The following is a 14941-nucleotide window of genomic DNA, read 5'->3' as shown; positions in this document are numbered from 1 at the left end:
CCCGAGTATGAGGCCTGCCGTTCTGATGCGCAGTCGACGATCATTTTCTGAGCGACGGGCTTCGCCTGTCACGTGTTCGCCGCCTTCGCGTTCCCGCAAGGGATGGGGGATGGGATTCGAGTTTGCACTTGCATCACGGAACACGTCTGAAGGAAGCGGAGAGAGATTCCACTCCGTACGCCCGTCCCGCCGCGGACGCTTCAACCTGTTGCCCGCCCCAGTGGCTGCAATCCTGCTCGGTCTTGGATCGTCAGCGAATGCGCAAGCCATTCCGTGGACCAACGGAGAATTCGCCTCGCCCTGGAGCGCGCAGAAAATCTTCGAACCGTCATCGCTGCCGGACAGGACCGATCCGGACAACCGCGAAGAAGTTCCGCCCGAGGACGTGCCAGTGAAGAAGCGACAGCAACCTGGCTATGAGCCCGTCGGCATTCGCTCCGGTTCCTGGATGTTCAATCCGGCGCTGACCGCCGGCACGTTTTACGACAGCAACGTCTTTTCGTCGAACACCACGCAGCGTTCCGACATCGCGGCGGTGATCGAGCCAACGCTGCGCGCGCATTCGTTATGGGGGCGGCATGGCGTCGATCTGAAGCTGGACGCGCAGTCGACGGTCTATAACCAGTTTTCGAGCCTGAACCAGACCAATGCCAGCCTGAAGGGCAACGGCTGGCTGGACATCACCAACGACACCATGCTGCTGGGCAGCTTTCAGATCGCGCATCTGAACGAAGGCGTCGGTACGCTCAGTTCGCCCGCCAACGCCATATCGCCGACGCCGTATAACCTGATGTCCGGCGACGTCACGCTGCGCAAGGAATTCAACCGGCTGACGACATCGGTCGGCCTCCGCGCCGATTCCTACGATTTTGGGTCAACGCGTGCGCAGGACGGCACCGTCATCAACCAGGATGCCCGCGACGGGCAGATCTACGCGCTCCACAGCCGGATCGACTATGCGATCTCGTCCACCCTCGGCTGGTTCGGCGGCGTGGAAGGCAATCAGCGCGACATCCGGGGAACGCCGGGCCATACGCTGGACTCGCAAGGCTACCGTGCGCTGACCGGCATCACGGTCGGCTTGAGCAATCTGGTGACCGGCGAATTCGGCGCCGGCTATGTCCAGCAGCGCTTCGACGACCCGTCGATCGGCGATATCGAAGGCCCCTCCTACCGCGCGCGGCTGACATGGCGGCCGACGCGCCTGCTCGACGTGCACTTCAATGCCGAACAGCTCGTCACGCAGACCACTGACACCAGCGCCACCGGCGTGCTCGCCAACGCGATGCAACTCGGCCTCGACTACGAGCTGCGGCGCAACGTCATCGTCTCGCTCGCGGGCGGTTACGAGAACGACAAGTTCTTCGGTCAGCTCCGCAAGGACAACGTGCTCACGTCGGACACGCGCGTCAAATATCTCGTCAATCGTTTCGCCGCCGTTTCCGCCTACTACCGCTTCACCAAGCGCGATAGCGACATTCCCGTCTTCACCTTCGACAAACACCTGGTAGGAATGAATGTTACAGCGCAATTCTGACCTGCCCTATGTGATCCCGGACGAGCCTGCCGCCCGCCCCGCCGTGGAAAGCTGGAAGTATCCGACTGTCGATCTGCGCGAGATGGGCCGCATCCTGCGCCGCCGCTATAAGATGATGGCGCTGCCGGCCGCCACCCTGCTCGGGCTGGCGGTGATCTATCTGTTGTTCGCGACCACTCTCTATACAGCAACATCGACCGTGCTGGTCGATCCGCGCCGCGCCAACGTTGTCGAGACCAACCAGTCCGTGCTGTCGAATTTTGGCACCGACGACGCGACCATCGAAAGCCAGACGCTGCTGATCCAGTCGGTTGCGATCCTGGTGCGTGTCGTCGGCAAACTTAAGTTAACCGAAGATCCGGAGTTCATGCCAAAGCCCGGCCTCCTCGATCCAATCAAGCGGCTGTTGTTCAGCAGCAGCGGGCCAAGCGACGGGGCCAGCCCGGAAGACGCGGCGAGAGCGCGATCGGTGGAGATCCTGCAGAAGCGGATGAAGGTGATAAGGCAGGGCACTACCTTCCTCGTCGACATCGCCGTCAGTTCGGAATCGCCGCAGAAAGCCGCAACCATCGCCAACGCGATTGCGGACGCGTATTTCGAGGAGCAGGTTCGCGCCAAATACGATGCGACGCGCATTGCCGCCACCTGGCTCAACGGCCAGATCGACGAGTTGAAGTCGAGGGTCGTCGCTTCCGAAAAGGCGGTCGAGGATTATCGCTCCGCCAATAATCTGATGGTGTCGCAGGGCGTTACGCTCAACGACCAGCAGATCACTGACCTCAACAACAAGCTGATCGCCGCGCGCGTGCAAACGGCGGAGGCGCGGGCCAAGTATGAGCAGGTGCAGGACATCGCGAAGTCGGGCGGCGATCCCGGCGGCATCAACGCGGCCATTTCATCGGAAATGATCACGAAACTGCGCACCCAATATGCCGACATCGCCAAGAACGAAGCCGACCTGTCGAGCAAATATGGCGCGCGTCATCCCCTCGTCGCCAACGTCCGGGCGCAGCGGCGCGATACCCAGAGGCTGATCAACGAGGAAATCCGCCGAATACTTGACAGCACCAAGCACGACTACGACGTGGCCCGCTCCCGCGAGACCTCACTGCAACAAAGCCTCGACCAGCTCCAGGGCGTGTCCACTTCCTCGGGGCAAGCGCAGGTGCGCTTACGTGAGCTGCAGCGCGAGGCAGAGGCCAATCGCACGCAGTATGAATCCTATCTGGCACGCTCCAAGGAAACGACGGCGCAAGAGAGCCTGGAGATGCCGGATTCCCGGGTCGTGACCAAGGCCAGCATTCCGATCAGGCCGTCGTCACCCAAGACGATGCTGATCCTCGGCCTTGCCGTGATGCTCGGCCTCGGCGCCGGCACCGTGCTGGCGTTTCTCGCCGACTATCTCGACGGGCGCATCAAGACGCTCGAACAGCTCGAAGCCATTTCAGGCGTGCCCGCGCTTGCCGCGGTGCCGTTGATCGGCGCGCGCGAGCTGGCCCGTCTTGCACGGCGCGGACGCAACGAACTCGGCCGCTATGATCCGAAGAGCACGAAACTTCTGCCGGCACCGCTGCAGCCGCCGTTGACGCGCTACGCGATCGACGAGCCCGGCACGTTCTTCGCGGAAGCGATCCGCGCCGTTCGCCTTGCGCTGCAACGGACGATGCGATCGCAGCCGGTGAGAGTCGTGCAGGTCACCTCCGCGCTCGACAGCGAAGGCAAGACCACGCTTGCCATCAACCTGGCACAGTCGCTGGCCCTGCTCGGTATCCGAACGCTCCTCATTGATGGCGACCTCCGCAACCCGCAGGTGACCCGCGCCCTCTGTCCGCGCGCCGATGCCGGACTTTTGGAAGTCGCGGTCGGCCAGACCGCGCCGGAACACGCCGTGCTGGTGGATCCCAGCACCGGGCTTTCGATTCTGCCGTCCACACGGATCAAGGAGGTCGAGTTCATCACGGAGCTGATGTTCTCCGACCGGATCGTCGATGTGCTCGATTACTTCCGTCACCGCTACGAATTGATCGTGATCGATTCGCCGCCGCTGGTGCCCCTGGTCGATGGCCGCGCGCTCGCCGAACTGGCCGATCGCATCATTCTGGCGCTGGCCTGGGACCAGACCCCGGGCGAAGTGCTGTCCCATGCGATGGACCTGCTGTCCCCGGTCAGCGACCGGATCATGGGCACGGTGTTGACCCGCGTCGATCTCAGGCGTCTGCAATTCTACGACTATTATCGCAGCTCGGCCTATCTCAAGCCGTACGGCTCCGCGAGCCTCCATGCCGGAGCGGCCCGGTGAGGATGCGCGGACCGTTGAACGGACCAGCCGGCATTGCACAGGTGAGCCGCCGCTCCCTTGTGTCACCGGCAGCGCGGCCGGCGTCCCATGCACGTGGGCGCGCCGTGAATGCCGACGCGTTTATCGAACGGATCGCGGGCGGGTTGATGCTGCTGGCTGTGATCGCAACGTTCACGCTCTCGTCCTCCGTGCTGACCAACTGGAAGATCCACTATTTGACGGCGGGCGGAAATTTTTACGAAAAGCTGCACCCGGCAACCTATTTCACGCTGCTCGCTTTCTTCTTTCTGTTGCTGCGCAGCCGCGGCCCGGTCGGCGAGATCAATCGGATGTTTCCCGAATCGAAGCTGTTGCTGGCGTATCTGCTCTGCTGGCTGTTCCTGCTGATCCAGGTGATCGTGCTGGAGCGCCCGTTCACGGTCATCATAGACACGTTTCTGCTGCCGATCCTGATTGCGATGGTGATGTGGCAGTTGTCGTCGTATCAAAAACGTCCGCTGGTCCGGGCCATACACTGCACGATCCTCCTCAACGTCGTGCTCGGCTATTACGAGTACTTCTCCGGCCACCGGCTGATCCCGTTGACGCTCGGTGATGTCACGGTGATGGGAGAATGGCGCTCCGCGGCGCTGCTCGGCCATCCGCTCACGGCATCCGGCATCGTCGGCGCCTATGTGCTGGCGCTGGTGCTTCGTCCGGCGATTTGTCCACCTCTGCTGCTGCGGCTGCCGCTGATCGCATTCAGCCTCGGATCGCTGATGGCCTTTGGCGGCCGAACGTCGCTGGTCACCGTGCTGGCGATGATTGGGCTGGTCGGGCTATTCGAAGCGATTCGCCTGCTGCGCGGCAAACGAATGCCGCTTTCCGCCGCGATCCTCGCGATCTGCATGCTGTTTGCCGCTGGCGCCATCATCTTCGTCGCGCTTGACCTCGGCATTTTCGACAAGATGCTGCTGCGCTTCTCTTCCGACAAGGGCAGCACGCTGGCGCGTTACGCCACCTTCAGCCTGCTCTCGCATTTTGACTGGCATGAACTAATCCTCGGCCCCAACCCGGTTCGGGTGAATGCGTTGCAGTCGCAGCTCGGCCTCAACTACGGCATCGAAAACTTCTGGATTTCTTCCATCGTCCAGTTCGGCCTCGTCCACACCATCCTGCTGACGATCGGACTGGTCTGCTTTTTCGTCGAGTTGCTGCGCCGTTCCAACCCCGCGGCGTGGGCCATCGTGCTGCTGATCGTCATCATCGCCGCCAGTTCGGTGAGCTTCTCGTCGAAGAACATTCAGCTCGCGCAGTTCGTGATTCTCATTTCGGTCTTGCTGCCGCGCGAGCCGCGGCGCGTTGCTGCGCCAGCGCAAGTGCGCACGCCTATCAGCTACCGGTCCGTTCCGGCATAACTTCAGGATTCCCTTCGCATGACTATCTATGTCGACAACACCCATCTCGGACGTCACGTCACCGGTCTCGAACGCATCACGCTGGAGCTGTTCTCGGAGGCCGCGCTTGCGCCGCTTGATGTCGTGCCGGTGAGGGCACGGGGCGTTCGCCAGATGGTGACGACGCAGACGCTGGGGTTGCCGATGCGGCTCGCTGCTTCGTCCTCCATCCTGCTATGTCCCGGCTTTCCGCCAAGCCCGCTGCTGCGGCCATTCGCATCGCGGGTGCTGCCCTATATCCACGATGATTTTCTGATTACGCGGCGCGCCGAACTCAATATGCGGGCGCGACTTTACATGGCCGGCCCCTTCAAGCTCGCGTTGCGGCACTACCCGCGCTTTCTGGCAAATTCCGGCGATACACAGCGCAAACTTGCCGCGCATTGCCGGCCCGATGCCGAGGTGACGCTCTATCGGCCTTCGGTCCGCAATGTGTTCGGCCTCGATCCCGGGCAGCGCGGCGCACGCAGCGCGCAGCCAAAGCCGCTTCGGCTGATCGCGCTGGGCACGGTGGAGCCGCGCAAGAATTTCAGAGCGGCGGCGAAAATCCTCGACGCGTTGCGCACCCATGGATTTCCGGAAGCAACGCTGGACATCGTCGGTAGACCAGGATGGGGCGACGACTGGCAGGCGCTTGAAAGCCAACCGGGCGTTACGCTGCACGGATATCAGTCCGCCGACCGGGTCAATCAATTGCTTGACGCCGCCGATATGTTCATCTGCACCTCCCATGACGAAGGCCTGGGATTGCCGTTGCTGGAGGCGCAATACGCTGGCCTGCCGATCATCGCCCCCGATGCCGCCATCTTTCGCGAGGTACTCGGCGAGTCCGGCATCCACATCGATACCGCCGATCCTTCTTGTGCAGCCGCGCGGATTACGGCTGCGCTGGCGAACGAAGACTGGCGCGCCCGGTATGTGGCACTGGCGGTGCGGAATCTGGCGCGCTGGAACGATCTGGCGCGCGGCGACCGCGACACGGTCATCAGCCTGATCGCCCGCCTTGCCAACTGACGCGCGCACTCAAGCAAATTCGGGTCCGGAGTACCGCAGCCTTGCATGACACCTCGACCACAAGGCATCAGGACGGGTTGCGGATCATTGCGGCCGGCGCCGTGGTGGTCCTTCACTATTCCGATTACTTCAAGGACGTGGCGATCGGCCATTTCATGGTCGCGCACACCTGGCATTTCAATCTGTTCGTCGACCTGTTCTTTGTGGTCTCCGGCTTTGTCATCGCCCGGCAATATTTCGACCGCGTCAATGACGCCGCATCGATCGGCCGCTTCCTCTGGCGGCGCCTTGCCCGCATCTATCCGCTGCATCTCGCCACGCTTGCCTTCTATCTGGCGCTTGCCGGCGCGCTTCATTTCGGCGCCGCCCGGACCGACAACCCGGCGCGCTACCCGTTTTCCGACCTGCCCGCACAGTTCCTGCTGCTTCACGCCTTCGTCGGCGAGCGCCTGACGTTCAACTTCCCGAGCTGGTCGCTGTCGGCGGAGATGTTCTGCTATCTGCTTTTCCCGACCGTCGCCCTGCTCGCGCAGCGCCGCAAGGAGGCGATCATTGCGCTCGTGGTCGTCACCGCGCTCGCCAACTCCCTTTGGGCGTGGGCGGCAGCAACGACGCCGTGGGCCGACTGGATCAACCAGGGCGGCGCCTTCAGGGCGCTGCCCGCCTTCAACCTCGGCATGGCCTGCTACCTGTTCCGCGACCGGATCGCGCGTTGGCCCGCCATTCCCGGCGCGCTCGCCGCATCGCTGGCCGCGTTCATCGTGTTCGGCTCCCTGCTGCCAACGATGACCGCCCTGTTGGCGATCTATGTCATCGCAATGCTTGCCGTTCAGGAAGATTGCGCTGGCCGCGAGACGCTACTGTCGCGGCTCCGCTTCGATCGCTGGTCGCCGCTGACCTATTCCTGCTACATGCTGCATATTCCGGTTGCGACCGTCATCATCACCTTCGGATCGCGGCTGCTTTCCCTGTCGCCGCATGAGCGGCTGATTCTCGCGCCGGTGGCGATCGTCGTTCTTGCATGCGCGAGTGTCGTCTCATTGCGCACGTTCGAAACGCCGCTGCGGCGATATCTGACCGAGGCTTACGACCGCCGCGCCATCAGGCCCACGCCGTCTCCCGCAATCTCGCGGCAGGAAGGCACATGATGACGGTTGTGGAGCGCATATCGGCAAACCCACCCCTCAGCGTCGCGCAGGCGCCGGCCAGGAGCCGCGATGGCATCATCGACACCATGCGCGGCATCGCCATCCTGATGGTGATCGGAATCCATTCGCTGCCGCAGCCGCTCGATGCGATCTGGGCAAAATCCGTCGACGCGGCGCTGCGGCCCTGCGTACCGGTGTTCCTGTTCGCTTCCGGATATTTGACGGCGCTTACCGGCCGCGTGCCGCTCGCAAAGCGATTGAAAGCCGCCTTGATCCCTTACGCGATCGCGTTCACCGCCGCCTATGGCTACATGGCCCTGCACAATCCGGCGATGGACCATCGCATCGGCACGACGCTGGCGCGGTTCGCGCTCGGATATGTATTCGTCTACTATTACGTCTTCGTCTATGTCTGCTGCACGCTCGGCCTATGGCTCGTCTTTGCGGTTAGTGGTGCCGGGAAACCGGGCGCAGAAAAGCGGATCGCCCTTCTCCTTGCGCTCTCGGTCGGCTGCGGTCTGCTTGCCGGCGCGTATCTCGACCCCGCCATCTCCCGGCTCGGCGCCTCGGACACATTGCTCGACGAAGTCCGCATGCGCGACATTCCGTTCTGGTTCTCGTTTGTCGCGCTCGGCGCACTGACCGTGATGCACGCAAACCTGAGCGACCAGGGCATGCGCCGCGCGCTGCTTGGCGCAATGCTGTCGGCCTACCTGTTCTATGCAGCCGTGCGCATTCTCGGCCTTGGCGACGCCGCCACCTACGATTCGACGGCCTTCTTTCTCTACGCCGCGCTGTTCTGCGTTGCGCTGTTCGCGATCCAGCCAAGCTCGCCGCTGCTCGGGTGGCTCGGCTCGGGTAGCTACTTCATCTATCTCTGGCACATCTTCATCGTCATGATGCTGCGCGATCACACCGCGCTGCGCCAGCTCGACGGTATCGCCAGCTTTGCGGTTTGCTGCGGCTTGACCGTTCTCCTCTCGACGGCCGCGCTGCTGGCCGTCCGGCAGCTCGCCTCCCCCCGGCTCTGCCGCTGGCTGGGGGCTTGAGCGATGCTCCTGAAACACACCCTCCTCTATCTGCCGGCGCAATTCGTCGGACCGCTGTTCCAGCTTCTGGCGATGATCGTGTGGACGCATGTCGTCGACGAACACACGCTCGGCGTCATCACGCTGATCACGGCCACGCACGAGTTGCTGCAGATCGGCTTTCTTGCCTGGTGGTCGCAATATGCGCTGCGCTTCCTCGGACGCTACCAGGACGCCGACGACGCGCCGCGCTTCTACCGCACCGAAAACGCCGTTCTGCTGGCATCCATTGCGTTGCAAAGCGCGGCCATCGTCGGAATTCTGCTTCTGGTCATAGCGCCCGGCGCGAGAGCTGACCTTCTCCTCGCCGCCGTCGGCTATGTAATTACCCGGTCGCTCAACGTCTATATCGGCGAACGCGCCCGCGCGCAGCAGCAGATCCGGGTCTACACGATCCAGCAGGTATTCGGTCCATCCGTCGGATTTGTCGCCGGCCTGATGCTGATCAAATTGTTCGGCCAATCGCCGGAGTGGCCGCTTGCGGGATACGCCGCGGCGCAGCTCATCGCGGCGCTGATCGTGATACCCACGCTTCGCTGTGGCTACCGCCTCTGGCCGATCGATCGCGAGATCGTCGCACACGCGTTGCGCTACGGCATTCCGCTGATCGTCGGCGGCGCACTCGGCTGGGTCGGCCTCAACGCGTCGCGCTTTATCGTCAACCAGATGTCGGGCGTGGCCGCAGCCGGACTGTTCGCGGTGGGTTACGGCCTCGGCCAACGCGCCGCGGCAGTCGCGGCCATGCTGGTGACCGCCGCCGCGTTCCCGCTGGCGGTAAAGAGCATGGAACAGGAGGGCAGCCAGGCCGGCATGCGCCAGCTTGCCGCCAACAGCGCGCTCCTCGTCGCAATCCTGGCGCCGAGCCTCGCCGGCATCTTCATGCTGCGAACGGAGATCGTGCATCTCTTGATCGCAGCGCCATTCCAGGCGGTGACGCTCGCCATCCTGCCACTCTCTACCCTTGCCGGCGCCATCCGAAACCTGCGCGCCCATTTCGGCGATCAGGTATTTCTGTTGCAAAACCGCACGCGCTGGATGATGGCCATTGCGGCGATCGACGCGTCGACGACCGTGGTCCTGAGCGCCCTGTTCCAGCCGCGCTGGGGGCTCGCCGGCGTCGCCGGCGCCACCGTGCTGGCGGCGCTGGCCGCGGCAAGCGTCAGTTTCTCGATCGGGTTCACCCGGTTTGGCCTGCGCCTTCCGGTCGGCCATCTCGTGCGCATCGCATTGGCCACGATTGCGATGGCGGCGTTGCTGCGGATCTTCCCGGAAGCCCGCACCCTTGCTGCGCTCGCGGCACATGTCGCGGCAGGCGCCGCCGTCTATTTCGGCGCGCTCACCCTGCTCTACGCGCCATCGCTGGTGCGGATACTCCGCCCACGCCCCCAACATTCGGGAGCATGAGCGCAGTACGATCATCGTCTATGATTTCCGGGTATTCTCGAACGCGCGCGCCATCGCGAACCAGAGCGGCTTCTTCTGCATCGATGAATCGAACGGCAGAGGCCGGGGCAGCCGCTGCGCCAGGGGATCCTTCTTCTTCGCCGCATCGGTATAGAACGAATAGTTATCGGCAAGTTCCCACGCGATCACCACCTTGACGGCGGGAACGCGCAGCGCGTTGTTCAGGTACTTCTCGGCCGTCTCGGCGATCATGGCATCGCGGGCCGCGATATCATCCGGAAACGTGTCGTCGCGCACGTCGAACTCGGTCAGATAGATATCGACGCCACGATCGGCGAGCGCATGAAGGAATTCGGCAAAGCGTCCGGGGTCGTGTGGATACCGCGGCTGCAGGTGGCTTTGCAGGCCGACGGCATGCAGCGGCACGCCGGCCTGCTTCAATTCGTCTACCAGCTGCAGCAATCCCTTGCGTACCGTGAGGCCGACGTCATCGTCGCGTTCGCTCTGTGCTTCGTTGAGAACCAGCTTTGTCTTCCGGTCCACCATCGCCGCGCGCTCAAAGGCGCGGCGCACATATCCCGCGCCGAACGTGTCGTACCATGGACCAAGCCTGTAACCACCGGGCGCCTTGTGCCCTGGCCAGAACGGCTCGTTGACGACATCCCAGGAGTGCAGCTTGCCGACATAGCGGGCAGCCACTTCCTCGATATAGGAATCGAAGAACTTCTCGCGCTCAGTGCTGCTCATGTTCCTGATCCATTGCGGAACCCATTCGTTCCAGATCAGGCAATGGCCCCGCATCGGAATGTTGTTGCTTGCACAGAATTGCAGCAGACGGTCCGCGCTTTCGAACCGCTTCGGGCCTGGCTGCGGCGCGATGGTTCCCATCTTCATCGCAATGTCTGTCGTAACGATGCGCGTCTGCGTCTGATAGAGCTCGCGATAGGCATGATCCTTGTCGATGACAGGACCTGCAGCGGCGCCGAACACGAGCCCGTTGCGAGCGGCGATGGCGCCGAGACTCTGCGTAGGCTGCGCGGCGAATACTCTATTCTCGTACGATGCAACACTTGCACCTGCGATGAGAGCGAGCGCATTTCGCCTCGACCATTGCTGCATAGCTGATCTCCATCATGTGAATGATTCGTTGCTGCGTCTCAACGTTCGCGACGCGACATCGCCATCGTTGCGTCGCATTAGTTCGATTTCGTGACGATGTTGATTGAGAGAAAACTTCGACACGCAGTTCCCGTCGCGAAGCAACGGGCATGTCGATAGTTCAGCGTGAATGCATCTCGATCAAATCATCACTCAGGAGATCGACATGGCGGAACCGCCAGTATCGTTGCAGCCGAGTCTCACCGTCGACGGCGTCACCATCAATGTTCCATCGCTTCCCGCAGCAGTTTCGTCGATCGTGTCGGCCGCGCAACATGGCGACAACTTCAGCGTCTGCACGCTCAATCTCGATCACGTCGTTCAACTGCAGCAACACGCGAACTTTCGCGCCGCCTATCGCCGTGCCCGATTTGTCACAGCCGATGGGTTCCCGATCGTCGTGCTGAGCCGTCTCATGGGAACGCGCATCGAACGGACGACCGGCGCCGATCTCGTCGAACCGGTCTGCGCGGAAGCGCGGAAGAAGGGACTGTCAGTCTTTCTGTTGGGCGCCAACGACCTCACGCTGAACACGACAGCGCAGCGTCTGTCGGAACGATTCAGGGGATTGCGGATCGCCGGATGCCTGGCGCCGGGACCGGGGTTCGATCCCTATTCCAGTGAGGCCGATGCAGCGATCGACAGCATTCGCGCCTCTGGCGCCAGGCTCTGCTTCGTCGCGCTGGGCGCGCCGCGGCAGGAACTGTTTGCCGCACGATGCCTCGACGAGCTCAACGGAACCGGCGTGTTGTGCGTCGGGGCAGCGCTCGATTTCATTGCCGGCACGCAGAGCCGCGCCCCCTCCATCGCGCGCAGAACCGGCCTGGAATGGGCGTGGCGCATGCTGCGCGAGCCGCGGCGGCTCGGTCCCCGCTATGTCAAATGCATGGGCGTGGTTCCCCGCCTTGTTGCGCGAACCATTCCGCAAATCGTGAAGGCACGCATGAGGAAAGCGGCATGACTTCAACATTGACCCTGGCGCTGCGCGCGCGAAATGCCAACCGGATCAAACCACGTTACCAGATTTGCCTGATCCATCCGTTCGATCCGCGCGGCGAAAAGGTCGGCGGCCTCGAAACGTACATCCGCGACTTCATCACGTTCCATCCCGTTGACACCGACATCCTCTTCATCGGCGTCGACTCGACCGGCGAACTGGAGCTCGGCCGGCTTCACCGGCTGACGTTCCGCGGCCGCGGCTTCGACTTCCTGCCCATCCTGCATTATTCGGATCAGCAGGCGCGCGAAGCGGCCCGCAGCATCCGCACCTCGCTGACCGGCCAATTCTTCATGGCGCTGCTCCGCCACTTCGGCCCGATCGCACGGCTGATCCGCGCCAGGCGATGCTCGGTCGACCTGCGGCGGGTTGAATTTTCGTGGCTGCCGGCGATCCTGCGGCTTCCATTCGTACAGATGCTTCACGGCGAGGGCGCGCCGAAATTGCAGATGGATTCGCTGCTGCGGAAATACGCCTTCGTCCACAACACCGGCGAGCGGTTTGCCGTCGCCATGAGCGAAAAATTTCTTTGCGTCAATCCGTTCATCACCGAGCGGCTGCAGCAAGCCTATCCGCGCCGCAAGGACAAGATCGACACGCTCTGGACATGGGTCAATACGGATATCTTCAAGCCGCAGCTTTGGCCGCTGAACTCTTCGCCATTCCAGATCGTGTTCGCGGGCAGGCTCGATGAATTCAAGGATCCGCCGCTGATGTTCCGCACCATCGATCGCCTGCGGCGGCGACTGAATGGCGACGTGAGGTTTCACTATGTCGGCACCAGCGACCCGCACCGGTTCGAGGAATTCGCCGCCATAGAGGACATCACCGTGCGCCACGGCTTCAAGAATGCCGCTGGCATGGCGGAGACGCTGGCCAGCGCCCATGCCGGCATCCTGACCTCCGAGTTCGAGGGCATGCCGCGTTGCGTGCTGGAAACCCTGGCGGTCGGCCGCCCCGTCGTCGCCATGCACCTGCCGCAACTCGAATCCGTGATCTGCCCCGGCATCAGCGGCTATCTGGTGGCTCGCGACGGCAGTCGCGACGACATGGTGGACGCGCTGGTTCAACGGTTCGTCGACGTCCGCGATGCCATTGAGATGGGCGCGATGAATCCGGTCCAGGTCGCCGAGACCATCAGGGCGTTCACCCCTGGCACCCAGCTCGCGCGGGTATTCCGTTATCATCAGGAAATTCAGGATGCGCGCGGACTTGCCGCAGCGGCGCCGACCTGTTGAGGGCGCCGGGTTGAACATTCTTCTGTTGACCAGCGAGTTCGCTCCCGCGATGGGAGGCATTGGGACCTACGCCTGCGAAATCGCCGCGGCCGCCAGCCGGCTCGGCGCAAAAGTCACGGTGGTGGCGCCCGATTATGCGCGCCAGACCGGCGACGATGACCGGGCTCTGCCCTTCGAGGTCATTCGATTTCGCGGCGGTCTTCACTCCATGCGCGACCTGCCGCGAAAAATCATGCTGGCGCGCCGCGGCGTCCGCGGCGATCGATACGACGTAGTCCATGCCGCCGATTGGCCGTTCTTCATTCCGGTCGCACTTTCCAGATGGCGAACGCCGGCGCGGGTATTGATGACGGTGCATGGCACCGAGATCAACGAGACACAGACGCGGCTGAAACGAATAGCGATCCGCGGCGCCGGCGTGTTCGGGCCGCGAACGGAGGTGGTCGCCAACAGCCGCTTCACCGAGACGCTATTCCGTGAACGGTTCGCCGTCGACCCGCGCAGGATCAGCGCGATCAATCTCGGCGTATCGGAATTCTGGTTCGGTGCGCCAAGGAAACGCCGGGAGGTTCGGCTGGCCTATCGGCTGGCAGAAGACCGGCTGGTGATGATCACGGTCGCGCGGATCACACGCCGCAAGGGGCATCATCTGACGCTCGCCGCGCTGTCACAGCTTCCGGACAATCTGCGCCAGCGCATCACATGGCTCGTGATCGGCCCGGACGGCGAAGCCGATTATGTCGGCGAACTGCGACGGGCTGCCGGTCAGGCAGCGTGCGACATTCGCTTTCTCGGCCCGCAGCCGAACGAAACCATCCGCGATCTCTACGCGGCTTCGGATTTGTTCTGCCTGACGGGACTGCCCGACACCACCGGCCGGGTGGAGGGATTTGGACTGGTCTATCTCGAGGCCGGCGCCGCCGGCCTGCCGAGCGTTGCGACCGAGGTCGGCGGGGTGCCTGACGCGGTGCTCGCCGACGAGACCGGAATTCTCGTGCCGCCGTCGGTGGAGACCATATCGCAGGCGATCGCGGAGCTGACCGCGGATCGAGGCCTGCGCGCCATCCTCGCGGCAGGCGCGTCCGCCCATGCCCGCGCCCTTTCATGGGAGCGCTGCGCTGCGACAACCTATGGCCTGGCCTATACCGGCAAGCGGGCACCGGCGGACGGCGTGATCGGAATAACCGCATGAAGCTGTTGGTCGCGACCGCGATGCTGTTTGCGCTCGCGACAGGTGCGGCGCAGGCGGATAGCGAGAACTGCCGCAAGAGCCGCGAGTATCTCCTGGGCACTCCCGGGGGAGACCTGGCCCTGACGCCGCAAGCCTATAACGACCTGTTCAAGATCTGCATCGCGACAACAGCCATGCCCAACGTGAAGGACGCGTACATCCTGAGGGATGGCGGCATCGCCGTGGTCCCCAAGCAGGACAGCATAGCGGCGACGGCCGGCACGCTGGCGCAATTCTGCGACGCTTATCCTCGTGGCGTGCTGCGCTTCATTTCCCGCAAGGAAAAGCTTTCCATCCGCTCCGTGACCGACGTCGCACGGATGTCGTCGACCGCCTCGACGCCGTGCAAGAAAATCAAGGGGCTTTCGTAGGGGCCCGCGCGCCTTCTCAA

General features: G+C 63.2%; 12 protein-coding genes. 11 read left to right on the top strand and 1 reads right to left on the bottom strand.

The genetic code is table 11. The features are described from left to right. Positions 1-208: 208 nt before the first annotated feature. From V1283_RS42720 to V1283_RS42690, 7 genes are all read left to right on the top strand, one after another. Positions 209-1537, top strand: a complete 1329-nt coding sequence (locus tag V1283_RS42720) for an outer membrane beta-barrel protein (protein WP_334392575.1) — start codon at positions 209-211, stop codon at positions 1535-1537. After that, positions 1518-3836 (top strand): AAA family ATPase, encoded by a 2319-nt coding sequence (locus tag V1283_RS42715; protein ID WP_334392574.1) that lies wholly within the window; start codon positions 1518-1520, stop codon positions 3834-3836. The genes V1283_RS42720 and V1283_RS42715 overlap by 20 nt, the downstream gene beginning before the upstream one ends. 104 nt (positions 3837-3940) lie before the next feature. Continuing rightward, complete coding sequence (locus tag V1283_RS42710) at positions 3941-5233, top strand: VpsF family polysaccharide biosynthesis protein (RefSeq protein WP_334392573.1); 1293 nt, start codon at positions 3941-3943, stop codon at positions 5231-5233. Between the two features lie 18 nt (positions 5234-5251). Next, complete coding sequence (locus V1283_RS42705) at positions 5252-6286, top strand: glycosyltransferase (protein WP_334392572.1); 1035 nt, start codon at positions 5252-5254, stop codon at positions 6284-6286. A 41-nt stretch (positions 6287-6327) separates the two neighbouring features. Continuing rightward, a complete protein-coding gene (locus V1283_RS42700; RefSeq protein ID WP_334392571.1) occupies positions 6328-7434 on the top strand; it encodes an acyltransferase family protein in 1107 nt (368 codons plus the stop codon). Then, positions 7431-8483 carry an acyltransferase gene (locus V1283_RS42695; RefSeq protein WP_334392570.1) on the top strand — a complete coding sequence of 351 codons (1053 nt, stop codon included), beginning with the start codon at positions 7431-7433 and terminating at the stop codon, positions 8481-8483. The genes V1283_RS42700 and V1283_RS42695 overlap by 4 nt, the downstream gene beginning before the upstream one ends. Positions 8484-8486: 3 nt before the next feature. Further along, positions 8487-9926 (top strand): lipopolysaccharide biosynthesis protein, encoded by a 1440-nt coding sequence (locus V1283_RS42690; protein ID WP_334392569.1) that lies wholly within the window; start codon positions 8487-8489, stop codon positions 9924-9926. An 18-nt stretch (positions 9927-9944) separates the two neighbouring features. Here V1283_RS42690 and V1283_RS42685 read toward each other — a convergent pair whose 3' ends face one another. Further along, a complete protein-coding gene (locus tag V1283_RS42685) occupies positions 9945-11045 on the bottom strand; it encodes an endo-1,4-beta-xylanase (protein WP_334392568.1) in 1101 nt (366 codons plus the stop codon). 205 nt (positions 11046-11250) lie between these two features. Here V1283_RS42685 and V1283_RS42680 point away from each other — a divergent pair, with 205 nt between their 5' ends. Genes V1283_RS42680 through V1283_RS42665 form a run of 4 tightly spaced genes read left to right on the top strand, consistent with a single transcriptional unit; the run spans position 11251 to position 14921 of the window. Next, positions 11251-12045, top strand: coding sequence for a WecB/TagA/CpsF family glycosyltransferase (locus V1283_RS42680; protein WP_334392567.1), 795 nt, complete (start codon positions 11251-11253; stop codon positions 12043-12045). Next, on the top strand, positions 12042-13319 hold the full coding sequence (locus tag V1283_RS42675; RefSeq protein ID WP_334392566.1) for a glycosyltransferase: 1278 nt from the start codon (positions 12042-12044) through the stop codon (positions 13317-13319). The genes V1283_RS42680 and V1283_RS42675 overlap by 4 nt, the downstream gene beginning before the upstream one ends. Next, positions 13282-14511 (top strand): glycosyltransferase family 4 protein, encoded by a 1230-nt coding sequence (locus tag V1283_RS42670; RefSeq protein ID WP_334392565.1) that lies wholly within the window; start codon positions 13282-13284, stop codon positions 14509-14511. The genes V1283_RS42675 and V1283_RS42670 overlap by 38 nt, the downstream gene beginning before the upstream one ends. After that, the gene (locus V1283_RS42665) at positions 14508-14921 is read left to right on the top strand and encodes a hypothetical protein (protein WP_334392564.1); all 414 of its coding nucleotides are present in this window, start codon (positions 14508-14510) and stop codon (positions 14919-14921) included. The genes V1283_RS42670 and V1283_RS42665 overlap by 4 nt, the downstream gene beginning before the upstream one ends. The last annotated feature ends 20 nt before the right edge of the window (positions 14922-14941 follow it).

The sequence above is a fragment of the Bradyrhizobium sp. AZCC 2262 genome, assembly GCF_036924535.1.
Lineage (GTDB): Bacteria > Pseudomonadota > Alphaproteobacteria > Rhizobiales > Xanthobacteraceae > Bradyrhizobium.
The sequence above is the reverse complement of the archived record's forward strand: the minus strand, read 5'-3'. Positions and strand labels throughout refer to the sequence as shown.